The 24656-nt window shown below is 71.3% G+C and carries 21 protein-coding genes; 11 read left to right on the forward strand and 10 right to left on the reverse strand.

Going from position 1 to position 24656, the window contains the following annotated elements; translation table 11 throughout:
- The 4 genes from AB0L53_RS14265 to AB0L53_RS14280 all read right to left on the reverse strand — a co-directional run bounded on the left by AB0L53_RS14265 (position 1) and on the right by AB0L53_RS14280 (position 3959).
- On the reverse strand, positions 1-393 hold the full coding sequence (locus tag AB0L53_RS14265; protein ID WP_363993284.1) for an SSI family serine proteinase inhibitor: 393 nt from the start codon (positions 391-393) through the stop codon (positions 1-3).
- Positions 394-498: 105 nt separating this feature from the next.
- Complete coding sequence (locus AB0L53_RS14270; RefSeq protein ID WP_363993285.1) at positions 499-2607, reverse strand: 3-hydroxyacyl-CoA dehydrogenase NAD-binding domain-containing protein; 2109 nt, start codon at positions 2605-2607, stop codon at positions 499-501.
- On the reverse strand, positions 2604-3788 hold the full coding sequence (locus AB0L53_RS14275; protein ID WP_357940958.1) for a thiolase family protein: 1185 nt from the start codon (positions 3786-3788) through the stop codon (positions 2604-2606). Before AB0L53_RS14275 ends, AB0L53_RS14270 begins: the two co-directional genes overlap by 4 nt.
- A gap of 39 nt (positions 3789-3827) precedes the next feature.
- The gene (locus AB0L53_RS14280; protein ID WP_363993286.1) at positions 3828-3959 is read right to left on the reverse strand and encodes a hypothetical protein; all 132 of its coding nucleotides are present in this window, start codon (positions 3957-3959) and stop codon (positions 3828-3830) included.
- Between AB0L53_RS14280 and AB0L53_RS14285 the strand changes: the two genes are divergently transcribed.
- The 6 genes from AB0L53_RS14285 (at position 3953) to AB0L53_RS14310 (ending at position 11892) form a co-directional block, all read left to right on the forward strand.
- Positions 3953-4390: a hypothetical protein gene (locus tag AB0L53_RS14285; protein ID WP_363993287.1), complete on the forward strand. Its 438-nt coding sequence runs from the start codon at positions 3953-3955 to the stop codon at positions 4388-4390. The two genes, AB0L53_RS14280 and AB0L53_RS14285, sit on opposite strands and share 7 nt — an antisense overlap.
- A gap of 309 nt (positions 4391-4699) precedes the next feature.
- Entirely contained in the window at positions 4700-5902 is a 1203-nt protein-coding gene (locus AB0L53_RS14290; protein ID WP_363993288.1) for a hypothetical protein, read from the forward strand.
- 104 nt (positions 5903-6006) lie between these two features.
- A complete protein-coding gene (locus tag AB0L53_RS14295; protein WP_358549061.1) occupies positions 6007-6999 on the forward strand; it encodes a LacI family DNA-binding transcriptional regulator in 993 nt (330 codons plus the stop codon).
- 137 nt (positions 7000-7136) lie between these two features.
- On the forward strand, positions 7137-7913 hold the full coding sequence (locus AB0L53_RS14300; protein WP_363993289.1) for a sugar phosphate isomerase/epimerase family protein: 777 nt from the start codon (positions 7137-7139) through the stop codon (positions 7911-7913).
- 89 nt (positions 7914-8002) lie between these two features.
- A complete protein-coding gene (locus AB0L53_RS14305) occupies positions 8003-9130 on the forward strand; it encodes an alkaline phosphatase family protein (protein ID WP_363993290.1) in 1128 nt (375 codons plus the stop codon).
- An 86-nt stretch (positions 9131-9216) separates the two neighbouring features.
- Positions 9217-11892 (forward strand): PEP/pyruvate-binding domain-containing protein, encoded by a 2676-nt coding sequence (locus AB0L53_RS14310; protein ID WP_363993291.1) that lies wholly within the window; start codon positions 9217-9219, stop codon positions 11890-11892.
- A 54-nt stretch (positions 11893-11946) separates the two neighbouring features.
- Here AB0L53_RS14310 and AB0L53_RS14315 read toward each other — a convergent pair whose 3' ends face one another.
- The 5 genes from AB0L53_RS14315 to AB0L53_RS14335 all read right to left on the reverse strand — a co-directional run bounded on the left by AB0L53_RS14315 (position 11947) and on the right by AB0L53_RS14335 (position 17116).
- A complete protein-coding gene (locus tag AB0L53_RS14315) occupies positions 11947-12876 on the reverse strand; it encodes a sugar phosphate isomerase/epimerase (RefSeq protein ID WP_363993292.1) in 930 nt (309 codons plus the stop codon).
- On the reverse strand, positions 12873-14033 hold the full coding sequence (locus tag AB0L53_RS14320) for a dihydrodipicolinate synthase family protein (RefSeq protein ID WP_363993293.1): 1161 nt from the start codon (positions 14031-14033) through the stop codon (positions 12873-12875). Before AB0L53_RS14320 ends, AB0L53_RS14315 begins: the two co-directional genes overlap by 4 nt.
- Positions 14030-15175 (reverse strand): Gfo/Idh/MocA family oxidoreductase, encoded by a 1146-nt coding sequence (locus AB0L53_RS14325; RefSeq protein ID WP_363993294.1) that lies wholly within the window; start codon positions 15173-15175, stop codon positions 14030-14032. Before AB0L53_RS14325 ends, AB0L53_RS14320 begins: the two co-directional genes overlap by 4 nt.
- A gap of 72 nt (positions 15176-15247) precedes the next feature.
- Positions 15248-16474 (reverse strand): ribonuclease D, encoded by a 1227-nt coding sequence (locus AB0L53_RS14330; RefSeq protein WP_363993295.1) that lies wholly within the window; start codon positions 16472-16474, stop codon positions 15248-15250.
- Between the two features lie 45 nt (positions 16475-16519).
- Positions 16520-17116, reverse strand: a complete 597-nt coding sequence (locus AB0L53_RS14335; protein ID WP_225289305.1) for a DUF3000 domain-containing protein — start codon at positions 17114-17116, stop codon at positions 16520-16522.
- A gap of 652 nt (positions 17117-17768) precedes the next feature.
- Here AB0L53_RS14335 and hemE point away from each other — a divergent pair.
- Positions 17769-18719 (forward strand): uroporphyrinogen decarboxylase, encoded by a 951-nt coding sequence (gene hemE / locus AB0L53_RS14340; protein ID WP_363993653.1) that lies wholly within the window; start codon positions 17769-17771, stop codon positions 18717-18719.
- On the opposite strand, the gene AB0L53_RS14345 is transcribed toward hemE, so the two are convergent.
- Entirely contained in the window at positions 18707-19651 is a 945-nt protein-coding gene (locus tag AB0L53_RS14345) for a DUF4349 domain-containing protein (RefSeq protein WP_363993296.1), read from the reverse strand. The genes hemE and AB0L53_RS14345 overlap by 13 nt on opposite strands.
- A gap of 135 nt (positions 19652-19786) precedes the next feature.
- On the opposite strand from AB0L53_RS14345, the gene hemG reads away from it, so the two are divergent.
- From hemG to AB0L53_RS14365, 4 genes are all read left to right on the forward strand, one after another.
- Positions 19787-21202, forward strand: a complete 1416-nt coding sequence (gene hemG / locus AB0L53_RS14350) for a protoporphyrinogen oxidase (protein WP_363993297.1) — start codon at positions 19787-19789, stop codon at positions 21200-21202.
- A complete protein-coding gene (hemQ, locus tag AB0L53_RS14355; RefSeq protein ID WP_358549034.1) occupies positions 21195-21896 on the forward strand; it encodes a hydrogen peroxide-dependent heme synthase in 702 nt (233 codons plus the stop codon). The genes hemG and hemQ overlap by 8 nt, the downstream gene beginning before the upstream one ends.
- A 563-nt stretch (positions 21897-22459) precedes the next feature.
- The gene (locus AB0L53_RS14360; RefSeq protein WP_363993298.1) at positions 22460-23230 is read left to right on the forward strand and encodes a hypothetical protein; all 771 of its coding nucleotides are present in this window, start codon (positions 22460-22462) and stop codon (positions 23228-23230) included.
- Between the two features lie 346 nt (positions 23231-23576).
- Positions 23577-24401, forward strand: a complete 825-nt coding sequence (locus tag AB0L53_RS14365) for a patatin-like phospholipase family protein (protein ID WP_363993299.1) — start codon at positions 23577-23579, stop codon at positions 24399-24401.
- Positions 24402-24656 lie beyond the last annotated feature (255 nt).

Consider the following 24656-nt stretch of genomic DNA (forward strand, 5'->3'; position numbering starts at 1 on the left):
TCAGGCGGCCGGCGGTCTGACGGTGAAGACCGCTCCGCCGGCCGCCTTCATCCGGCAGGAGTTGGAGAAGACGTAAGTCCATCGCAGCGATGTTCCGCGCCACTTGCCCACCACCACGACGGTGTGCGGCTGGTACTCGTCGGTGCACGCTGGATTGGGCACCACGTTCAGCTTGCTCGGGTCGCCCTTGACCTTCCGCAGCAGGTCGCAGGCCGCGGCGGGGGTGGGGTGGCTGCCGCCGTCGGGGTCACAGGTGAGGGTGGCCCCCTTCGGCAGGTCGTCCACCACGACAACGATCTTCAGCGTCGACTTGGGGGCCGTTTCGGCGAGTGCGGGGGTCGCCGTCGCCAGGGCGACTCCGCACAACGCGATCGTGCCGACTGCTCTCATCATGGATCTTCTCCGTTCGTAGCGCGGCGAACACACTACGTGACGGATGGTCAGACCTTGGGAGGCCCGCCGGACGGGCCTCCCAAGATTCGGTCAAGCCGGCCCGTCTCAGGCGGGCACGGAGGCGGTGCCGGGCGGGAGGAAGCGCGGCTGGGCCAGACCCGACCTGTCCAGGTACGGGGTGATCCCGCCCAGATGGAACGGCCAGCCCGCGCCGAGGATCATGCACAGGTCGATGTCCTGCGCCGCCGCGACCACGCCTTCGTCCAGCATGATCTGGATCTCCTCGGCCAATGCCCGCAGCACGCGCAGCCGTACCTCGGCGGCGGTGGACGGTGCCGAGCCGCCCGCGAACAGCGCCACCGCCTCGGGGTCGAGCGAGAAGTCGGGCAGATAGACGCCCGGCTTGCCGGAGGCGACCAGCTTGGCCATGTTCGCCGAGACGCCGAAGCGCTCGGGGAAGGCCGCGTGCAGCGTCTCGGCCACGTGCAGGCCGACGGCCGGCCCCACGAGCTGGAGCAGCGCGAACGGCGTCATCGGCAGCCCGAGGTCGTCGAGCGAGTGCTCGGCGACCTCCAGCGCCGTGCCCTCGTCGACCGCGGCGATCACCTCGCCCATGAACCGGGTGAGCAGCCGGTTCACCACGAACGCCGGAGCGTCCTTCACCAGCACCGACGACTTCTTCAGCGTCCGGCCCACGGCGAAGGCGGTGGCCAGCGTCGCGTCGTCGGTCGCGGGCGCCTTGACGATCTCCAGCAGCGGCATCACCGCGACCGGGTTGAAGAAGTGGAAGCCGACCAGCCGCTCCGGACGCTCCAGCGCGGCGCCCATCTCGGCCAGCGAGAGCGAGGAGGTGTTGGTCGCGAGCACGCAGTCGGCCGAGACCACCGCCTCCACCTCCGCGAACACCTGCCGCTTGACCGACATCTCCTCGAAGACCGCCTCGATGACGAAGTCGGCGTCGGCGAAGGCGTCCTTGGTCAGCGAGCCGGTCACCAGCCCCTTGAGCCGGTTGGCCTGGTCGGCCGAGACGCGGCCCTTGGCGAGCAGCTTGTCGACCTCGGCGTGCACGTGCCCCACGCCCTTGCCGAGCCTGTTCTCATCGAGGTCGGTCAGCACGACCGGCACCTCCAGACGGCGGGCGAACAGCAGCGCCATCTGCGAGGCCATCAGCCCCGCGCCCACTACGCCGACCTTGGTCACCTTGCGGGCCAGCGCGGCGTCGGGGGCGCCCGCCGGGCGCTTGGCCCGCCGCTGCACCAGGTCGAAGGCGTAGAGCCCGGCCCGCAGCTCGTCACCCATCAGCAAGTCGGTCAGCGCCTCGTCCTCGGCGGCGAAGCCCTCGTCGCGCGCGGCCGTACGGGCCAGGGCGACCAGGTCGAGCGCCCGGTAGGGCGCGGGGGAGGCGCCGCGCAGCTTCATGTCGACCAGGAAGCGCGCGTCGGCGACCGCCTTGTCCCAGTCATCCTTGTCCCAGACGTCGTCGGCGTACGAGTCGCGCGCCACGACGGTGTCGCCAGTGAGCACTCGGGCGGCCCAGCGCAGCGACTCCTCCAGGAAGTCGGCCGGCTCGAACATCGCGTCGGCGACGCCCAGTTCGAACGCCTGGGCGCCCTTGAGCATCCGGTTCTGCGACAGGGGGTTCTCGATGATCAGCTTGATCGCGCGGGCCGGGCCGATCAGGTGCGGCAGCAGCTGCGTACCGCCCCAGCCCGGCACCAGCCCGAGGAAGCACTCGGGCAGCGCGATGGCCGGGACGCCCGAGGAGATCGTCCGGTAGGTGCAGTGGAGGGCCACCTCCAGGCCGCCGCCCATTGCCGCGCCGTTGACGAACGCGAACGACGGGATCGGCAGCTCGCCCAGGCGGCGGAACACGTGGTGCCCCAGCGCGCCGATGGCCCGCGCCTCCTCGCGCGAGGTCATGGTCGCCGCGCCCTTGAGGTCGGCGCCGACCGCGAAGACGAACGGCTTGCCCGTCACGCCCACGGCGGCCAGGTCGGTGCGGGCGGCGATCTCGGACAGCGCGCCGTTCAGCGCGAACAGCCCGTGCGGGCCGAAGGTGTTGGGCTTGGTGTGGTCGAAGCCGTTGTCGAGGGTGATGAGCGCCATCGTGCCGGCCCCGCCGGGCAGCTCGACGTCGCGGACCAGGGCCTTGGTGACGACTTCGCCGGTGTCGCGCTCGGTCAGCAGCGAGCGCCAGGTCTCGAGGTTGCTCATGCCAGGTTCTCCCAGATCACGGTGCCGCCCATGCCCATGCCGACGCACATGGTGGTGATGCCGTAGCGAACATCGGGACGTTCGCCGAACTGCCGCGCGAGCTGCGTCATCAGCCGCACGCCCGAGGAGGCCAGCGGGTGGCCGAAGGCGATGGCGCCGCCGTAGGGGTTCACCCGCGGGTCGTCGTCGGCGATGCCGAAGTGCTCCAGGAAGGCCAGCACCTGTACGGCGAAAGCCTCGTTGATCTCGAACAGCCCGATATCGGAAATATCGAGATTTGCCAGGCGGAGCGCCCGCTCGGTGGACGGGATCGGGCCCACACCCATCACCTCGGGATCCACTCCGGCGAAGGCGTAGGAGACCAGCCGCATCTTCGGCGCCAGGCCCAGCTCGGCGGCCGTCTCGGCGGCGGCCACGACGCAGCCGGTGGCGCCGTCGTTGATGCCCGAGGAGTTGCCCGCCGTGACGTTGCCGTGGGCGCGGAACGGCGTCTTGAGCGCGCCCAGCCCGTCCAGCGTGGTGCCGGGGCGCGGCGCCTCGTCCTCGACCGCCAGGCCCCAGCCCCGCTCGGCCGTCCTGATCGCCGTGGGCACCAGGTCGGGCTGGATCCGGCCGTCGGCGTACGCCTTGGCCACCTTCTCCTGCGACAACACCGCGTAGGCGTCGGCGCGGTCCTTGGTGATCGTGGGGAAGCGGTCGTGCAGGTTCTCGGCCGTCATGCCCATCACCAGGGCGCTCGGGTCGACGAGGCGCTCGGACAGGAACCTCGGGTTCGGGTCGACGCCCTCGCCCATCGGGTGACGGCCCATATGCTCGACACCACCCGCGATGGCCACGTCGTACGCGCCGAACGCGATGCCGCCCGCGACCGTGGTCACCGCGGTCATCGCGCCCGCGCACATGCGGTCGATCGCGTAGCCGGGCACGGTCTTGGGCAGCCCGGCCAGCACCGCCGCCGAGCGGCCGATGGTCAGGCCCTGGTCGCCGATCTGGGTGGTCGCGGCGATCGCGACCTCGTCCACGCGCTCCGGCGGCAGCCCCGGGTTGCGCCGGATCAGCTCGCGGATGACACGGACGACCAGGTCGTCCGCGCGGGTCTCCGCGTACATGCCCTTGGGCCCCGACCGGCCGAAAGGTGTGCGTACGCCGTCGACGAACACGACGTCACGAGAGGAAGGCACGGATTCGCTCCTCGTTGCTCGGCAGTTACCGCGCCTATGCTACTCGTCAGTAACCACGCCGCGGACGAGGTCCGTGCCCGCCGCCGAACCCGCCAACGCCGGCGCCTCGGTGACCCGGCTCATCGCGTCGGCGAAGCCGTACAGGCCCGACTCGCGGAACGGGTGTGGCACCGTACAGCGTCGCCGCCCGCCCGCGGCCGACGGAGAGACTGCTGAGCGCCCGCAGCGGCGTCCTGGGCGGCTCGCGTACAACTCAGCGTTCGCGTCTGCGTACGGCCCGCACGCGCGCGCCCCAGACGGTCTGGGTGAGCGCCAGCGCGGCGAGGGAAGAGCGTGAGCGCGAGTACGGCCGGCGGCAGGCTCTGTCCGCGCGCCGGGACCCGTTCGGCGAGCGATGGGGAGGAGGCGATCGGCGCGAGCGATCCGGGGGGCGTGACGATTGGGGGGCGATCGGCGCGAGCGAGTCGGAGAGCGTGACGATCGCCGGCCGGCGCGCGGCGCGCGCCCGCGCGCGCAAAACGGTCAGCGCCAGGGCGCCGGGAGGGGGTGTGGCCTCGATCGTAGGGGTCATGATCTCGTTACTGCGCGTGACCGCGTCCTGAATTCCGGTCTTTTAGGTGGAGCCCTCGATTGGACCGAAACTCCGGTCCTGGCCGAGATCAGCGCCGCCATGCGCGGCCTTTGCTGGCTTTAGGTGGGCCGTGTCCCGTTACCGTGCGTATAGGGCTGGAGCAGGTGCGTGGTCATGTGCAGGCAACCTTCAGACATACCCCTCGGGGGGTCCGCCGAAACGGGAGATAAGAGTTGTGACACCAGGTTATTTATGAGCATCCTGTGAAATTTCCGGACAAGTGGTGGAGAAGTCTGTTAGGAAGGGTCGCGGTCCAGATTCGTATTAGAGAGGTTCCATCGTGGCGCGCGACGAGAACGACAGGCCATATGAGGATGGGCAGGGCAGGTCGGCGAACCCGGAGCTGACCGGCGACGTTCTGTCTCCGCGCTGGAGCACGGACGACACCGACGAGCAGCCGGCCATTGTGGTCTCGGGCAATGAGACCTACATTCTCCCGCCGGACAAGGGCGCGCCCGAGTTGTACATCCCGCCGTCCGAAGGGCAGCACCGCGCGACGGGTGCCGAGGGTGAGCTGTACACGGGTGACCCGGCCAGCGGCCCCCTCTACGGGGACTCGCTTTACACGGGTGGTGACCAGCTGTATGCCGGTGACGCGCCCAGCGGGCCGCTTTACACGGGCGATGCGCAGAGTGGGCCGCTCTACTCCGGTGACACCGGCGAGCCGCTCTACTCCGGTGACACCGGTGTGCCGCTCTACTCCGGTGACACCGGTGAGCCGCTCTACACGGGCGACGCCCAGAGTGGGCCGCTTTACACGGGCGACGCGCCGAGCGGACCGCTTTACACCGGTGACCAGCCGAGTGACGCCTATCTCCCGCTCGACAAGAGCTACGGGTCCTCCTATGACGATGACGAGCCCGCGGAGCCCAAGCGCGGTTTCCTCGGCTCCGGCTGGACCGACGGCTCCCAGGGGGGCGGTCACCAGGCCGAGGGCGACAAGGAGGTGCGCCGCCGTACCAAGGTGCTGCTCATGGCGGCCGTCGCGGTCGTCGTGCTCGGCGCGGGGGCCGGCTGGATGCTGACCGGTACGTCCTCCGACGACCCGTGCCAGAGCGGGAAGTGCGCCAGCGCCGAGCAGGTGAGCGCGCCGGCCGCCTCTCCCACGGACCCGGAACCGACTGACACCGAGGAGGAGGCCACCGACCCCACGGAATCGGACTCCCCGGAGCCGACCGCGTCGGCCACCGCCGCCCCGTCGCCGACCGCCGCCCGGGTGCGCGCCACCCGTACCCCCTCGCCGCGGGCCACCCGCACGCGCATCGGCGAGCCGACCGCCAAGCCGAGCACCCGGGCCACCAGGGCGACGCAGGACACGATCAAGGACACGGACACCGGCACCACCCAGAAGCAGGCGACGCAGGAGCCGGCCAAGCAGCAGGAGACCAGCCAGCCGACGCAGGCGGTCCAGACGCAGGCTCCGGCCCCGGCTCCGACGGAGACCAAGAAGGGCCTGTTCGACATCCTGTTCCCGTGGGGATGAAGTCCTTCGGCGGTGACTTCCTGTCGCGCCGGCCCCGAGACGTGTAAGGATGCGGACCCAGGTGCCGGTCTGGCACACTGGGAAACCGCTTTCCGGGAGGTCTCGTGGTCACGCTGGAAGACGTCGCCAAGCAGGCGGGCGTCTCACTCGCCACCGCCTCGCGGGTGCTCAACGGCAGCACCCGCCAGGTGGGCGCCGACCTGCGGGCCCGCGTCGAGCGAGCCGCGTACGAGCTGGGCTACCGCGCCAACATCGCGGCGCAGACACTGGCCCGCGGGGCGAGCAACGTCATCGGCATCGTGGTCCACGACCTGACCGACCCCTACTTCGCGGCTCTGGCCGACGGCGCGATGCGGGCCGCGGCCGGCGAGGGCCTGCTGGTCATGGTGGGCACCACGCACCGCGACCCCGAGCAGGAGATCGCCTACGTGGCGACGCTCAACGCCCAGCGCGTACGCGCCGTGCTGCTGGTCGGCTCCCGCGTCGCCGACCCTGAGGTCACCGAACGACTCCGCGTCGAGCTGGACCGCTACCGGGCCAGTGGCGGGCGGGCCGCGTGCGTGGGCCAGGACCTGCTCGGTGTCGACACGGTCGCGCCCGCCAACCACGAGGGCGCCGCCGCCCTGGCCCGCTCGCTGGCCGGGCTGGGCCACACCCGCTTCGCCGTACTGGCCGGGCCGCCGCGCTTGATGACCGCCCGCGACCGTTGCGCCGGGTTCGTGTCGGCGCTGGCCGAGCTCGGCCTGCCGGAGCCGCGCGTCATCGAGGGGCCCTTCGACCGCGACGGCGGCTACCGGGCGGCCCAGGAGACGGGGGACGCGACGTGCGTGTTCGCCGTCAACGACGTGATGGCCGTGGGGGCGCTCGCCGCCTACCGTGAGCGGGGGATCCGGGTGCCGGACGAGGTGTCGGTGGCCGGCTTCGACGACATCGCGACGCTGCGCGACCAGGTGCCCGCGCTGACCACGGTACGGCTGCCGCTGCAGGACATGGGCGCCCGCGCCCTTGAGCTGGCGCTGGCGGCGGAGGAGGAGCCGACGGTGGAGCAGGTGCCGGGTGAGGTGGTTTTGCGCGAGAGCGTACGGGCGCTGCGCTGAGCTCGCCGTACAGGACGTGGACAGGGGACGCGCCGTACGGGGCGCGTCCGAAGGGGCGCCGTTCAGGGCGTGGACAGGGGGCGCTTCCGAAAGGGGAGGCGCCGCACAGGCGGGACGGTCGCTCGGGAGGGCACGCGATGAAACTGGCGGTCAGCACGCTCGGGATGCCGGGCGACGGGCTCGACAGGGCGATCGAGGTGGCGACCGCGCAGGGTTGCCAGGGCCTGGAGCTGCGGTTGCACCCCGACACCGGCGTACACCGGGGTCTGTCGGCGGACGAGCGGTCGTCGGTGCGGCAGCGGGTCGAAGCCGCAGATCTGGAAATATCGGCGCTCGCCGGATATGTCGGCGTATGCGAGCCGGGCCCTGACGAGCCCGTTGTCCAGGCGCTCGTCGCGGACCTGACGCTCGCGGCCGACCTCGGCGCCCCGGGCGTCCGGGTGTTCCCGCGTGGCGAGGACCCTTCTATCGGAGCGCGCAGGCTCAAGGCGGTCTCCGCCACGGCCGCCGGACTCGGTCTGCGGGTGCTCGTCGAGACGCACGACCAGATGGCCACCGGCGCGGCAGTCGCGCGACTGCTCGACGAGGCGGCCTGCCCGGAGACCACGGGCGCGCTCTGGGACCTGCTCCATCCTTGGCGCCACGGCGAGTCCCCGGCCGACACCCTGGCCCTTCTCGGCCCACACCTCGCCTACGTCCAGGTCAAGGACGCGGTCTCCGCCCAGGACACCACGCCGGTGCCGATGTGGAGCGGCACGGTACCGCTGGACGAGTCCGGTGAGCTGCTGCGCTCGTGGGGCTACTCCGGGTGGGTGTCGCTGGAGTGGGAGCGCACCTGGTATCCCCAGGTCGCGCCGGTGGAGGAGATACTGCCTGGGGCCGCCGAGTGGGTGCGGCGTTTCAGGAGGGAGTAGCAGTGACGAGCGACCCGGTGTGGGACCCAGCGAGCAACCTGGCGAGGGGCTCAGCGGACGGCCCGGTGAGGGATCCAGCCAGGGGCTCAGTGAGGGACAAGGTGCTGGTGGTCGGCATGGACGGCCTGCGCTTCGACCGCTTGGTCGCGCTGGAGCCGCCGGTGCTGAGCGGGCTGATGTCGGCGGGGGCGTATGGGACGAGCCTGCTCCCGTACGGCGAGGCCGCCGCCCCCCGCACCGAGTCCCCCGGCGAGATCGTCCCAGAGGGCACCGCCGCTTGGGGCGGGGGAGCTGGCACCTCGGGCGAGGATGCCGCCACTTCGGGCGAGATCTCCTCCAGCAGTGCCGCTTCGGATCAGGGCTCCTCCAGTCGGGTCATCAGGTCCCGGACCGATTCCGGGCCGGGATGGTCGTCCATCGCCACCGGGGTGTGGCCCGACAAGCACGGCGTTGTGGACAACGCATTCACCAGCCATCAATTCGCGAAATATCCGGACTTCTTGACGCGCGCCAACACGGTCCGTCCCGACCTGACCACCGCGGCGTTCTTCTCCTGGGCGGCGCTGGCGGACCACGGCGCGTTCGGCCCGGCCATCGGCACCCGCTTCGCCCTGGACGGCTACGCGATCACCTGGCCGACCGCCGACAAGCAGGTAACCGAGGCCGCCGAGAACCACCTCGCGAACACCGGCGCCGACCTCACCTTCGTCTACCTGGGCGAGACCGACGAGGTGGCCCATGACCTCGGCCCGCACGGTCCCGAATACACCGAGGCGCTGCACACCCAGGACGCCTACCTCGGCCGCTTCCTCGACGTGATCCGGGACAGGCCGACGTTCGCCGGCGAGCGCTGGACCGTGCTGGTCACCACCGACCACGGCCACGTCGACGAGGGCGGCCACGGCGGCACTTCTGTCGAGGAGCGAACGGTCTTCGTCATCGCCGCCCGCCTGGACATGGACCTGGGCGGCACGGATCTCAGCGGCACAGACCCCAGCGGCCCGGAGGTGGACGGCACGGAGTTGGGCGGCCCGGACCTCAGGGGCATGGACCTCAGGGGTGCGAACCCCAGGGGCGCGAATCTGGGTGACACGGACCTGGGCGGTCCCGGCCTCGGCGGCCCGAGGCTGGTGGACGTCGGCCCGACCGCGCTGGCCCTGCTCGGCATCGAGCCCGACCCCGCCTGGGGCCTCGACGGCGTGCCGCTGGAGGTGTGAGCGACGCCACTGTTCATCAAGTGTTGAATTCTTTGCCGTAAAGCGTGAAACTCATAACGAGACGCTGAACGGTGGGAGTACACCCGATGACGACGGCACTGGACTTTTCCGACATCCACGGCGGCATGCTGGCCGAAGTCGGTGGCAAGGCGGCCAACCTCGGTGAGCTGACCCGGGCCGGGCTCCCTGTTCCGCCCGGCTGGGCGCTCACCACCGAGGCGTACCACGAGGTGGCACAGGCGGCGGGCCTGGACGACGTCATCGCGACCGGCGGCCCTGAGCTCGCGGAGGCCGCCAGGACCCGGCTCCTGGGGGCCCCGATCCCCGAAGCCGTCGCGCGGTCGATCCGCGAGGCGTACACCACTCTGAGTCAGACCGTGCACCAGGACGCGGCGCCGGTCGCGGTGCGGTCCTCGGCCACGGCGGAGGACCTGCCGTTCGCCAGTTTCGCCGGTCAGCAGGACACCTACCTCAACGTCGTCGGCGCCGACGACGTGCTCGAGGCCGTACGCCGCTGCTGGGCCTCGCTCTGGACCGACCGCGCCGTCGCCTACCGCGACGCCAACGGCATCGACCACGCCTCCGTACGGCTGGCGGTGGTCGTCCAGGTCATGGTCGACGCGCGGACGGCCGGCGTACTGTTCACCGCGAACCCGCTCACCGGACGCAGGCACGAGGCCGTCATCGACGCGAACCCCGGGCTCGGCGAGGCCGTGGTCTCCGGCGCCGTCAACCCCGACCGGTTCGTCGTCGACGCCGCGAGCGGCGAGATCCTCGACCGGCACGCGGGCGACAAGCGGCTGACGATCCGCGCCCTGCCCGGCGGCGGCACGGAACGCGTCGAGTCCGCCCATGACGGCTTCTGCCTGACCGACGAGCAGGTACGCGACCTGGCCGCGCTCGGCACCCGCGTCGAGGACCACTACGGCGCGCCGCAGGACACCGAGTGGGCCATCGACGCCGACGGCGCGCTCTGGCTCACCCAGGCCAGGCCGATCACCACGCTCTATCCGCTGCCCGAGACCACCAGGCAGGGTCTGCGGGTCTACTTCTCCATCAACGTCGCCCAGGGCGTCATGGGGCCGCTGACCCCGATGGGTCTGTCCGCGTTCCAGCTGCTCAGCTCGGGTGCCGCCGGGGTGTTCGGCTATGGCCCGGCCAGGGCGCGTGATGGGGCGGCGTTCATGTTCGAGGCGGGTGAGCGCGTCTGGCTGGACGTCACCACGGCCGTGCGCAGCCGGATGGGCCGGGCGATCATGCCGCGCGCTCTGCTGATGGGCGAGGCCAGGGCCGGGGCGGTGCTGACGGACCTGTTCGAGGATCCCCGGTTCTCGGTGATCCACACCTCGCGCCGCCCGTTCTTCCGCGCGGTGGCGAACTTCGCCCGCCGCGTACACGCCCCGAAGCGGCTGTTCCAGGCGCTGACCCGGCCCGATCGGGCGATCGCCTACACCAGGCGGATGGGCGACGAGCTGGACCGGCGGCTGCGGGTGCCCGGCTCCGCCACGCCCGTCCAGCGGCTCGACCACGCGGAGCGGATGCTCAGCACCACGTTCCCGGCGATCGTCTCGCTCATGCCGATCGCGGTCGCCGGCTATGGGCTGTTCGCGCTGGCCTCGAAGCTCTCCGGCCTGTCGATGAGCGACATGCAGGACGTACTCCGCAGCGTCCCCAACAACCCGACCACCGAGATGGACCTCGAACTCTGGGCGCTGGCGACGCGCATCGAGCCGGAACCGTTCAGGAACGAGCCGGTGAGCGAGCTCGTACGCCGCTTCAAGGCCGGCGAACTGCCCCCGAAAGCCCAGCAGGGGATCACTGCTTTTCTGGATAAGTACGGGCATCGCGGCATCGCCGAGATCGACCTGGGCGTCGCGCGCTGGTCGGAGGACCCGACGCACATCCTGGGCGTCCTGGCCAACTACCTGCGCATGGAGGGCGGCGCCGACCTCGCGCCCGACGCGCTGTTCGCCAGGGGAGCGGCCGAGGCCGAGGCGGCCGTCGCGCGGATCGTCGCGACTGCTCGCCGCAAGGGCGCGCTCCGTGGGGCCGTCGCCCGGTTCGGGCTGCGGCGGACGCGGATGTTCGCCGGGGTACGCGAGATGCCGAAGTTCTACCTGGTGAAGACCTTGGCCGCGATTCGGCGGAGCCTGCTGGTCGTCGGCGAGCACCTGGTGACCACCGGCGTGCTGGACGCGGCGGACGACGTGTTCTACCTGCGGATCGAGGAGGCGCGGTCGGCGCTGGACGGGGGCGACCTGCGTACGACGGTGATCGAGCGGCGGGCGGCCTACGAGCGGGAGTCACGCCGCAGGCACGTGCCGAGGATCATGCTGTCGGACGGCACCGAGCCCGAGGCCCTGGCGGCCCCCGCGGCGGAGGGTGCGCTGATCGGCAGCGCCGCCTCCGCGGGCACGGTCACCGGCCGCGCCAGGGTGGTGCTCGACCCGGTCGGGGCGCACCTGGAACCGGGGGAGATCCTGGTCTGCCCGTCGACCGACCCCGGCTGGACGCCGCTGTTCCTCACGGCGGGCGGGCTGGTGATGGAGATGGGCGGCGCCATGTCGCACGGCGCGGTGGTGGCCCGCGAGTACGGCATCCCGGCGGTGGCCGGCGTCCCGGACGCCACCCACCGCATCGTCACCGGCCAGGAGATCACCGTGAACGGAGCCGCGGGCACGGTGACGATCTCCGAGGCCGACGAGCCGGACCCGGCTGACGAAGCCGCGGCACGGGACGAACCGGCCGCCAGCCCGGCCTGACCCGGTCGGGGTCAGGAGAGGCGGCGCGGGACGACCCGGCTTGACCCAGCCGGGTCAGGCGGACACCACCTGGGCGTAGCGGTGCTTCATGGTGGCCACGATCTCGTCCGGGTCGGCGGCCCAGACGTCGGCGTTGAAGATCTCCACTTCGACGTCCCCGGTGTAACCGGCCGCGGCCACGGCGCGGGTGATCGGCGGGAAGTCGATCACCCCGTCGCCCATCATTCCCCGCCCCAGCAGCACGTCCGCCGGAAGCGGCTGCAGGTAGTCGCACACCTGGTATGACGCGATCCGGCTGCCGGCCCTGGCGATCTCCTCGAACAGCCGCGGGTCCCACCACACGTGGAAGGTGTCGACCACCACCCCCACCTGCTCCTCCGGATACGGCAGGCACAGGTCGACCGCCTGGGCCAGCGTCGACAGGACGGCCCGGTCGGCGCAGTACATCGGATGCAGCGGCTCCAGCGCCAGCTTGACGCCCCGCTCACCGGCGTACGGGGCCAGCACCTCCAGCGCCTCGGCCACCTGCTCACGGGCCCCGGCCAGATCACGCGAGAACGGCCGCGCCGCACCGTCGGGGTCGGCCGGCAGCGGTTCACCCGGTCGCACGACCGGCAGCGGTTCGCCGGGCCGCACGCCCGGCAGACCGCCGACGACCATGACCAGACAGGCCGCCCCCAGCTCGGCGGCCTCGTCGATGGCCCGCCGGTTGTCGTCGAGCGCCGCCTGACGGGCCGTCCCGCCTAGTGCCTGGCCGCTCGTGCCGGGGGCTGGGTCGGCGGGGGCGGTCAGGAAGCCGCCACGGCAGAGCGACGACACGCGCAGCCCGGCGTCGCGGACCAGCTTGACGCTCTCGGCCAGCCCCTGCTCGCCCACCTCCTCGCGCCACAGCCCCACGGCCTCCAGACCGTGCCGTACGCAGCCCTCGACGGCCTCCGCCACCGACCACCGTTTGGTCGTCCGCTGGTTCAGGGAGAGGCTCACAGCCCGTTCACCTCCAGCAGCGCCTTCATCTTCCGTACGGCCAGCTCCTGGTCGGCCAGCAGCCCGGCTTGGTCGGCCAGGCGGAAGACCTCCGACAGGTGGACCAGCGAGCGTGTCGACTGGGCGCCGTTCACCATGGCGAACGCGTCCTGGTGGCCGTTCAGCCAGGCCAGGAAGACGATGCCGGTCTTGTAGTTGTACGTCGGCGTCTCGAAGATTTTCCGAGACAGCGGCACGGTCGGCGCCAAGATCTCATCGTAAAGTGCGAGATTTCGGGCGGCCTCCGCGCCGGTGCTCTGTTCGGCGGCGTCCAGCGCCCGCAGGGCCGCGGCCGCCGCCGGCGCGATCGCGTCGAAGATGCCCAGCAGCGCGTGCGACCCCGATTTGATCAACGACGGATAGTTGAAGTCGTCGCCGGTGTACAGCCTGACCCCCGCGGGCAGCGCGGCCCGCAGTCCCACCTCGTGCTCCTCGTCGAGCAGCGACACCTTCACGCCGTCCACCTTCGAGGCGTGCGCGTGGATCAGCTCCAGGAACGACTCCGTGGCCGCCGCCACATCGGCGGAGCCCCAGTAACCGGCCAGCTGCGGATCGAACATCTCGCCCAGCCAGTGCAGGATCACCGGCCGCTCGGCCCGCCCGAGCAGTTCCCCGTACACCTGGTGGTAATCCTTGGGCCCGCTCGCCACCCGCGCGAGCTGCCGCGAGGCCATGATGATCACCCCGGCGCCCGCGGCCTGCACGGTCTCCAGTTGCTCGGTATAGGCGGCGGTGATCGCGCCCAGGTCGGCGGCGTCGGGGGCGTGGTCGGTGCCCGCGCCGCAGGCCACCAGCGCGGCGGGGTCGCCGAACGAGCGGGCCTCGGCGGCGCTGCGCCGGATGAGCTCCTTGGTGGCGGCCCAGTCCAGGCCCATGTTGCGCTGGGCGGTGTCCATGGCGTCGGCGACGCGCAGGCCGTACGACCACAGGTGCCTGCGGAACCGGAGCGTGGCGTCCCAGTCGACGGCGGCGGGGGAGCCGGGCGTGTTGTCGCCGAGCGGGTCGGCCACCACGTGCGCGGCCGCGTACACGACCCGGCTCGACGCCGGGGCGTCGACGACGGGCCAGGTCACGGGCTCGCGCAGCGTGTACGCGCCGCCGGGCAGGTCGATGATCACAGGTGCGGCACCTCGATCCGGCGGCCCTCGGCCGAGGAACGCAGGCCCAGCTCGGCCAGCTGCACGCCGCGCGCGCCCGAGGCGAAGTCGTTCGGGAACGGCGCGTCCTCGCACACGTGGCGGATGAACCCCTCCCACTGGATCTTGAAGCCGTTGTCGAAGTCGGCGTTGTCCGGCACGTCCTGCCAGCCCTCGCGGAAGCGGGCCGTGGCGGGCAGGTCGGGGTTCCAGACCGGCTTGGGCGTGGCGGCGCGGTGCTGGAAGCGGCAGTTGCGCAGGCCCGCGACCGCGCTGCCGTGCGTGCCGTCCACCTGGAACTCCACCAGCTCGTCGCGGTTGACGCGGACGGTCCAGGAGGAGTTGATCTGGGCGATCACGCCGCCGGCCAGCTCGAAGATGCCGTACGCGGCGTCGTCGGCGGTGGCCGCGTAGGTCTTGCCCTGCTCGTCGACCCGCTGGGGAACGTGCGTCACGGCCTTGGCGTAGACGGACTCGACGCGGCCGAACAGGTTCTCCATCACGTAGTGCCAGTGCGGGAACATGTCGAGCACGATGCCGCCGCCGTCCTCGGCCCGGTAGTTCCACGACGGCCGCTGGGCCTCCTGCCAGTCGCCCTCGAACACCCAGTAGCCGAACTCGCCCCGGACCGAGAGGATCTGGCCGAAGAAGCCGCTGTCGATGAGCCGCTTCAGCTTGAGCAGGCCCGGCAGGAACAGCTTGTCCTGCACCACGCCGTTCTTGACGCCCTTGGCCTTGGCCGCCTCCGCCAGCGCGACCGCCTCCTGGACGGACTCGGCCGTGGGCTTCTCGGCGTAGATGTGCTTGCCGGCCTCGATGGCCTTGAGCACCGCCTTCACCCTGGCGCTGGTGACCTGGGCGTCGAAGTAGATGAGGTTGTCGTCGTCGGACAGAGCCGAGTCGAGGTCCGTGGTGTAGCGGGAGATGTGGTGCTCGGCGGCGATCCGGGAAAGCTTGTCCGCGCTCCTGCCCACCAGGACCGGCCTGAGCTTGACCCGGCTGCCGTCGGAGAGGACGACCCCGCCCTGCTCGTTGATGGCCAGGACCGATCGGACCAGATGCTGGCGGTAACCCATCCGGCCGGTGACGCCGTTCATCACGACGCCGATGGTGCGCACGCTCATGAGGATCCTTTCGCGGAAAGCGCTTTCCCGAACGGTAAGGCCGCCCCCGTGGGGGCGTCAAGTGGGCCGTACCTAGAGCTCGCCCTTGCTTTCCAGCCGGGCCAGCGCCTTGGCGAGCGGATGGGCGGTGAGAGAGAGCTGCCATTCGCGGGCGCCGAGCCCGCGCAGCCGGTCGGTCACGGTCTCGTCGGTGATCTCCACCGGCGGCTCCCAGGTGAGTCTGCGGACCGCGTCGGGCTGCAGGAGATTCTCCGTCGGCATCCGATGCTCGTCGGCGAGCGCGGCCACGACGGCGCGCGCCGCGGCCAGCCGCTTGGCCGCCGCCGGATCGCGGTCGGCCCAGCGGTTGGCCGGGGGCGGCCCGTCGCCGGGCGTGCTCGGCTGCGGCAGTTGGGACTCGGGCAGCCCGCGCGCCCTGCTGACCGCGGCCAGCCAGTCGGTCATGTGCCGGCGCGCGCTGCGTCCGGTGAACGCCGAGATCTCGGTCAGCGCCTTCTTGGTGCGCGGCACCTCCAGCGCGGCCGTGACGATCGCCGAGTCGGGCAGCACCCGGCCGGGGGCCAGGTCGCTCTCCTGGGCGATGCGGTCGCGCATGGTCCACAGCTCCCGCACGATCGCCAGCGCCCGCATGTTGCGCACCTTGTGGATGCCCGACGTACGCCGCCACGGATCGGAGCGGGGGACCGGCGGCGGGGTGTTGAGCACGGCGGCGAACTCCTCGCGCGCCCACTCCAGCTTGCCGCTCTCCACCAGCTCGCCGTGGAGCACGTCGCGGAGCTCGACCAGCACCTCGACGTCGAGCGCCGCGTAGCGCAGCCAGTCGTCGGGCAGCGGCCTGGTCGACCAGTCGGCCGCCGAGTGACCCTTCTCCAGCCGCAGCCCCAGCACGGTCTCGACCATCGTGCCGAGCCCCACCCGCTCGTAGCCGAGCAACCGGCCCGCCAGCTCGGTGTCGAACATGTCACGCGGCCTGAACCCGACCTCCAGCAGGCACGCCAGGTCCTGCGACGCGGCGTGCAGCACGATCTCCGCGCCCGAGACGGCCTCGTCCAGCTCCGACAGGTCGGGGCAGGCGATCGGGTCGATCAGCGCGCTGCCCGCGCCCGCCCGGCGCAGCTGCACCAGGTACGCGCGGTTGCCGTAGCGGTAGCCGGAGGCCCGCTCGGCGTCGACGGCCACGGGACCGGTGCCCGCCCGGAAGGCCGCGACGACGCGCGCCAAAGAGGCGCCATCTTCGACGACCGCCGGGATGCCCTCGCGTGGCTCCAGCAGTGGGACGACGGTTCGTTCTTCTGTCATGAGATCACCGTTCTCATGACGCTTGTGCGGTATTGACTGGTGCCCTCACTTCGTACGGTCACTCTCCGGATCTTCACGTCGGCGTGGCATGGCGGCCACGTCGGGAGGGAGCGGCGGGATCCCCGCCGCCAGGCACATGAGATCACACCAGGCTGCGACATGGCCGGAGAGATCCTCATGCGCGGGCGACCAGGACGCCCTCAGCTCCAGCTCGGTGGTGACCGGGTCTTCGGCCTTGTTGCCGAACCCCTCGGACACGGCTCTAGTCACGGTACCGCCAGCGGCGGAGTAGTCGGCCTGATGAGCCTCGAGCGCTTCGGTGAGCCAGCTCCACGCGACGGGGCCGAGCAGGGGATCGGAGGTGATCTCCGGCTCCATGTCGGCCCTGACATAGGCGACCAGCCGGAACGGACCCTCCCAGCCGCGCTGGCCGTCGGGGTCGAAGAGCAGGATCAGCCTGCCGACCGCGAGTTCGTCGTCCTCGCGGTAGACCGAGGCGCCGATCGCGGCCGAGAAGGGGGCCAGCCGCTGGGGCGCGGGCAGGTCTTCGAGCTCGATCTCCGGCCTGACCTCGGCCTGGCGCAGGCTGTCGACCGCACGCCTGAAGGAGGCGGGGGCCGGCGGCTGCTCACCGAGGGTCATAGCCGAAGCGTAGGTCGAAGACGGGCGGAAGGGGACCACGGGGGTGCTCATAGTTCGCGATCAAACCGATGCCATAGCTAGCTGACGGACCGGCAGGGTGATCCCGCCTAGGACGATCGCGTGGCCGCAGTCGACACAGGCCCACTCCGGACACTCGCCCGGCTCGTGCCCATCGAGACACGGAGGCTGCTCGAACAGCCGCATGCCGGCGCAGGGAGCGCAGTGCTCACTGCGGTGTTCTGGGGAACCCCACAACGCGGTCATCGCACCGGAGCCTTTCTTCGGGTCGTCGCTCCGACGTTGGCACGGCACGCTGACAATTCGCCGCAACGCGCTCGGCGTGTCCCGAAAGTGGATGCTGAATCGATGCCGCGCGGTGGCTTGGCCAACTTTTGGTCCAGACGAGACCGGCTTTCTGGTCGCCCATGGGGTGTGTTCGACCCGTGTGGGGCGCCGATGCCGAGCCGACCGGTAAACATCCATCTGGCTATCTGATCATGATTTTGGTCGTTCAATGCATACTTTTCCGACACGTCGCGCCGGTGAACGGACCGGCCCGAGGTCATGGGACCCTTGAGGGGTGAATCTCGCCGACTCAGCGTTCCTTCGTGCCTGCCGCCGTCAGCCCGCACCGCACACCCCGGTCTGGTACATGCGGCAGGCCGGGCGATCGCTGCCCGAATACCTGAAGGTTCGCGAGGGCGTGCCCATGCTGACCGCGTGCGCGACGCCCGACCTCATCGTCGAGATCACCCTGCAACCCGTCCGCCGCTACGGCGTCGACGCGGCCATCTTCTTCAGCGACATCGTCGTGCCGCTCAAGGCCATCGGCATCGACCTCGACATCAAGCCGGGAGTCGGCCCCGTCGTGGCCGACCCCATCCGCGACGCCGCCGGGATCGACGCGCTGCGCCCGCTGGAGCCCGGCGACGTCCCCTACGTGAGCGAGGCGATCCAGGCGCTGACCGGCGAGCTGGGCGCCACGCCGCTGATCGGCTTCGCGGGCGCGCCGTTCACGCTCGGCTCCTACCTCATCGAGGGCGGGCCGTCCAAGAACCACGACCGCACCAAGGCCATGATGTACGGCGAGCCCGCGCTGTGGCACGCGTTGATGGACCGGCTCAGCGCCATTGTCCTGGAGCACCTGCGCATCCAGGTCCGGGCCGGGGCGTCGGCCGTCCAGCTGTTCGACTCGTGGGTGGGGGCGGTGGCCCCCGAGGACTACCGCGAGTTCGTCCTGCCCCACACCCGCCGCATCTTCGACGGCCTGGCCGACCTCGACGTGCCGCGCATCCACTTCGGCGTGGGCACCGGCGAGCTGCTGGGCCTGCTCGGCGAGGCCGGGGCCGACGTGGTGGGCGTCGACTGGCGGGTGCCGCTCGACGAGGCCGCCCGCCGGGTGGGGCCGGGCAAGGCGCTGCAGGGCAACCTCGACCCCGCCATCCTGCTGGCCCCGTGGGAGGTCGTCGAGCGCAAGGCGCGCGAGGTGCTGCGCCGGGGCGAGGCGGCCGAGGGCCACGTGTTCAACCTCGGCCACGGCGTACTGCCCTCGACCGACCCCGACCAGCTCATGCGCCTGACCGACCTGGTTCACGAAGACTGAGTCTCCACCGGGGTCGTCGCCGGGGGTGCCGGGCGGCGCCGCCGTGCCAGGACGACCGTCAGAACGATCACCGGCACGACCACGATCATCCAGGGCAGCAGCACCCCGACGACCGTCAGCGCGACCTTCACGGCCCCGACCAGGCCCCTCCAGCCCGACTTCAGCCCGCCGAGGAAGCCCGCGGGCTCCTCGGACGGCTCGTTCACGACCGCGACGGGGCCGACCAGCCGGAGCGTGAGGGTCGCCATACCGACCTGGGTGGCCAGCTCCTTCTGCTGTGACTGCAGCGACTCCAGGTCGGCCTCGCGGTCGGAGATCTCCCGCTCGACCTGCAGCACCTGGCCGATCGTGTCGGCCTTCTTCAGCAGCGTACGCAGCGAGTCGAGCGCCTGCTGCGCCGACTTCAACCGGCTGTTGACGTCGGCCACCTGCAGCGTGACGTCCTGGGTGCCCTGCTGGACCGACAGCTGCTTGCCCAGGTTCTTGCCGAGCGCGGCGAGCACCTCGCCGTAGCGGGCGGGCGGGATCTTGAACTCCAGCAGGGCGCTGGCCTCGCTGCCCTCGGCCGAGTTCGACTCCTCCTTCGACAGGTAGCCGCCGGCCGTGGTGACGATCTGCTTGGCCTGGAGCGCCGCCCCCGTGACCTCCTTGGCCCGTACGGTCATGCTCGCCGTGTAGATGACCTGGCGGTCCTGCTGGGTGACCTTGACCTTCGAGGCGATGTTCTCGACGGACTTGGGGGCTCTTCGTTGCGGGGTGGAGGCGCTGTCCTGGGCGGCCTTCGACTCTGTCTGGCCGGACGCCGCTTCGGGCGCCACCGCCGGGGCCCCGGCCTGGTCGGACTGGATGTTCGACTGGCTACCGCCACAGCCGGACAGGACCAGGATCGCGCAGGCGGCTGATAACGCGACGCCGTACCGGAATCTCTCCATGCACCTAAGACGGGTGGTGGCTCCCGCGGGTTTGACCACCGGCGTCACGGTCAGGTCACATGCCTCCAGCATGATCACAAAGGGGGGCTCCCCCGAGGGGCTGGTCGGGTCCCTAAGGCGGTAGCGTCGGGAGGCGTGGCAGGGAAACAAGCGCACGTGGTCGTCATCGGGGGCGGGATCTCCGGTCTGGCCGCGGCGTGGCACCTCAGACAGGGCGCGGGCGAGCGCGTGAAGGTGACCGTGCTGGAGGGCAGCCCGCGCATCGGCGGCAAGCTGCTCGTCTCCGAGGTCGCGGGCATCGACGTCGACGCCGGCGCGGAGTCCATGCTGGCCAGGCGGCCCGAGGGCAAGGAGCTGGCCAAGGCCGTCGGGCTCGGCGACGACCTGGTGGACCCCGGCACCACCCGCGCCGCCGTCTACAGCAGGGGCGCGCTGCGGCCGATGCCCAAGGGGCAGGTCATGGGTGTGCCCGCCGACCTGATGGAGCTGGTCAGATCCGGCATCGTGTCGCCCGGCGGGCTGGCGCGCGTGCCGCTGGACCAGATCCTGCCCCCCACGCTGGTACGCACCGACGTCTCCGTCGCCTCCTACATCAGGGCCAGGATGGGCGGCGAGGTGCTCGAGCGGCTGGTCGAACCGCTGCTCGGCGGCGTCTACGCGGGCCGGGCCGAACGGCTGTCGCTGGAGGCCACGATGCCGGCGATCGCCGCCGCCGCGCGCTCCGAGCGTTCGCTGCTCGCGGCGGCCAGGCAGATCGTGGAGGAGGCGCCCCGCGACGCGGGACCCGTCTTCACCTCGCTCAGGACCGGGATCGGCAGCCTGCCGGAAGCGGTCGCCAAGGCGTCGGGCGCCGACATCAGGACCGGTGTGACCGTACGCGAGCTGCACCGGACCGAGCACGGCTGGCGGCTCGTGACCGGCCCCGTGCCGCGCCCCGAGGTCATCGAGGCCGACGCGGTGATCGTCGCCACGCCGGGACCCGCCGCCGCCAGGCTGCTGCGCGCCGAGGCGCCCAAGGCGGCGACCGAGCTGGACCGCATCGACTACGCCAGCATGGCCATCGTCACCCTCGCCTACGCCGTCGACGCCTTCCCCACACCGCCGACGGGCAGCGGCTACCTCGTCCCGCCGGTCGAGCGGCGGCCGGTCAAGGCGGTGACGTTCAGCTCGGTCAAGTGGCCGCACCTGGCCGGCGACCTGGTGGTGGTGCGCTGCTCCATCGGCCGGATCGGTGAGGAACAGCTGCTCCAGCGCGACGACTCCGAACTCGTCTCCCTGGCCACGGCCGAGATGGGTGACGTCATGAGCGTACGCGGGCTGCCGGTCGACACCCGGGTCTCGCGCTGGGGCGGGGCGCTGCCGCAATACGACGTCGGCCACCTCGACCGGGTGGCCCGCATCCGCGCGGCGGTCGCCGTACAGCCCGGACTGGCGGTGTGCGGCGCGGCCTACGACGGGCTCGGCATCCCCGCGTGCGTCTCCACCGCCCGCACGGCGGCGGCCCGGATTCTGGACCACCTCTCGCCGGAAGGACAATGGACCCATGACTGAGGGCGCACCGCGGCCGAAGGCCCGCGATCTGAACCAGGTGATCCGCTACACGATGTGGTCGGTCTTCAAGGCCACCGACCCCTGTCCCGCCAACCGTGACAGCATGACCGGCGAGGTCACTGAGCTGCTCGAACAGGCGGCGCTGAAAGACGTTGTGACCCGTGGCCTCTATGACGTGGCGGGGTTCCGGGCTGACGCCGACTACATGTTCTGGTGGCACGCGCCGACGGCCGAGGACCTCCAGGACGTCTACTCCCGTTTCCGCCGCACCGCGCTCGGCCGCCACAGCGCGCCGGTCTGGTCGGCGATGGCGCTGCACCGGCCGGCCGAGTTCAACAAGTCCCACATCCCGGCCTTCCTGGCCGAGGAGGAGCCGCGCGCGTACGTCAGCGTCTACCCGTTCGTCCGCTCGCTGGAGTGGTACCTCCTCGACGACGCCGAGCGGCGCTCGATGCTGGCCGAGCACGGTCACATGGCGCGTGACTACCCGGACGTCCGTGCCAACACGGTGTCCTGCTTCGCTCTGAACGACTACGAGTGGATGCTCGCCTTCGAGGCCGACGAACTGCACCGGATCGTCGACCTGATGCGTCACCTGCGGGGCGCCAAGGCCCGCGAGCACACGCGCATCGAGGTCCCCTTCTACACAGGCGTGCGCAAGCCCGTTCAGGAGCTCATCGCGGCGCTTCCGTAACACCAACCTCCCTGTTCACAGGCGCCCCAACTTGGGGATCCAACTGAATTGATCTACCGCTTCTTGTCACAATCGTGGGAATCCCTTGCCTGTGCGGTGCGAGGGTGTCACGTTCCAAGGGGGCGGGCCGGGTGCGGCGGTCGGAAGGGCACACCTCTGGGCGACACGCGGCGGATCGTGATGATCTACGGATCAAGCCGGGACGGCAGCGGTCGGACGCGCCTGCGCTGGGATGGGGGCGGCCGGACACGTCTGCGCTGGGGCGACCGCGGTCCGACGCGCCTCCGTCGGGTCAGTCGCGGTCGGACATGCCCCCGCTGGGACGGGGGAGGTCGGACACGCCTCTGCCGGGACGGGAGCGGTCCGACACACCTTCGCCGGGTCGGGAGTGGTTCGACGCGCCTTCACCGGGTCGCCCGGAGCGTCGCGAGGGAACCCGGGAGGCGTCCGGTCACGGGTCGCCGCGCAGGTCACGGCATGTCGGGCGGCGGCGTCGTACGAAGGCTCGGCGGCCGTGGGTCTTGGGGTTGTCGGCGGGGGCGTTGGTGCTGGCAGGAGCGACCTTGGGGCTGCTGGGCACGGACGACCTGTTCGCCGGTCCACTCGCTGGCCCGCTCGCCGGTGGGCTGACAGCCCGATCGGACACGAGCGGAGGCGCGGACACCCGCGCGACCGCGGACCCGAGCCTGCGTGAGGGTACGAGCTCAGGTGCGCACAGGGGAACGGGAAAGCATGGCCAGGCCCTCGCGGAGGGCGGCGCGACCCGCATCCCGATGAGCGTCACCCCCACCCCACTGGGCGGAGGCGCGCAGCGCTCAGGCGGTTCGACGCATGACACCCCGGCCTCGAAGAAGGCCCCTCCGGCCGGCGCCACGCCGGGCTCCGTGACAGGGAGCGACCCTCAGGCCGAAGCGCCCGCGGACAGCGGCACCGTGGATCCGTCGGCCGTCGATTCGTGGCTCGGAGATTCGTCGACCGGGGACGACGGGTCCGACTACAAGGCGGACGGCCCCTCGATGCACACCGACCAGAAGGCAGCCGAATACTTCCGCACCCACTGGCCCGCGGACGACAAGGCATCCAAACGCCTCAAGGACATCCGCACCATAGGCGGATATCTCCGCCTATACACCGACCTTCCAGAGTCGGCCGGAAATTCCAGCCAAGCCATCACCCTGTGCGAACGCGGCCTGCAGTACCTGAGGGAGAGCGGCGAGACGAACCCGATCATCTTCGTCCAGGCGAAGTTCGGTGAGAACGGCAACCCGGTCCTGGCCAACATCCTCGGCCCCACCGACAAGACCTGCCGCGTCACCCACCCCGAACCCGACTGATGCGGCGCCCACGAACGCTCGCCGGGTATCCGTTTTCCGCTCTCGGAGTGGGCGGCCCTCCTTGGGACCTCTGCCGTGACGGGCGTCTTCTTCCGTTCTCTGGGAGGGGGCGTCCCTCCCTTGGGACCTCTGCCACGACGGGCGTCTTCTATCTCACCCCCGGAGGGGGTATGTCTCCCCAGAGACCCCAGCCACGACGGGCCGTCGCAAGGGATTGAAACGGTCGCGTGACGAAACCCCGCCCAGGGAACCATGGTGGTGGCCCGGCCATCCCCGTCAGGAAGACGATCGGCTCACGGCCGGTTGGGGATTACATCGTCTTCGGTAGCGAGCGAGGGGCCTTCATATGAGCGAGATCAAGCGGGCACTGGTGATGGGCGGCGGCGGGGTCGCCGGGATCGCGTGGACCACCGGCGTGCTGGCCGGCCTGGCCGCGGGGGGAGTGGACGTGGCCGCCTCCGCCGACAAGGTCATCGGCACCTCGGCGGGATCCGTCGTCGCCGCGCAGGTCACCAGCGGCCTGACGCTGCCCGACCTTCTCGAACGCCAGACCAACCCCGCCCTCCAGGCCCCCGAGCTCCCGAGCGGCGTCCCCATGGAGCAGCTGTGGGCGACCATGCAGGAGGTCTACGAGAGCACGGAGGACCCGGCCGAGCAGCGGCGCAGGTTCGGCGGGCTGGCCCTGGCCGCCGACACCGTCGGCGAGCCCGAACGCCGCCGGGTGATCGAGGCGCGCCTGCCCGTCCACACCTGGCCGGAGCGCGACCTCGTCATCGTGGCCGTGGACGCGGTCACGGGCGAGCCCGCCCTTTTCGGGCCCGGCTCGGGCGTGGCGCTGGTCGACGCGGTCGCGGCGAGCTGCGCGATCCCGGTCGTCTGGCCGCCGGTGACGATCGACGGCGTGCGTTACATCGACGGCGGCATGCGCTCGATGACGAACGCCGACCTCGCCTCCGGGTACGACCGGATCCTCATCCTCGCCCCGATGCCCGAGCTCGGCTCCGAGCCCGCGGTGACGGGCGGGAAGGTCGAGGTGATCGAGCCCGACGAGGCGTCACTGGCGGCGGTCGGCGCCGACCCTCTCGACCCCGCCGTGCGGGGCGCCAGCGCCGAGGCCGGCTACGCCCAGGGCGCCGCCCTCGTCGCCCGCGTCAGCGCGCTATGGACGTGACCGTCCGCCTCGCCGCCCTGTGGGCACGACCGCCTGTGTCGCCGCGTCGCGGACATGACCGCCTTCGTCGGCCGCGTCGCCGCGCTGTGGACATGACCGAACTCGTGCTCGTCCCTGGCCGCCGGGAGAGCTAGCGCACGCGTGTGCGGGTCTTGAAGCACACTTCGCACCGCTGGGTCACGACGCGGCCGATGGCCTCGATCGTGTGCCAGCGGTGACGAAGATGAACAAGATTCACAGCGGAGTACTTACCCG

It is taken from the genome of Nonomuraea sp. NPDC052129 (genome assembly GCF_040680095.1).
GTDB lineage: Bacteria > Actinomycetota > Actinomycetes > Streptosporangiales > Streptosporangiaceae > Nonomuraea.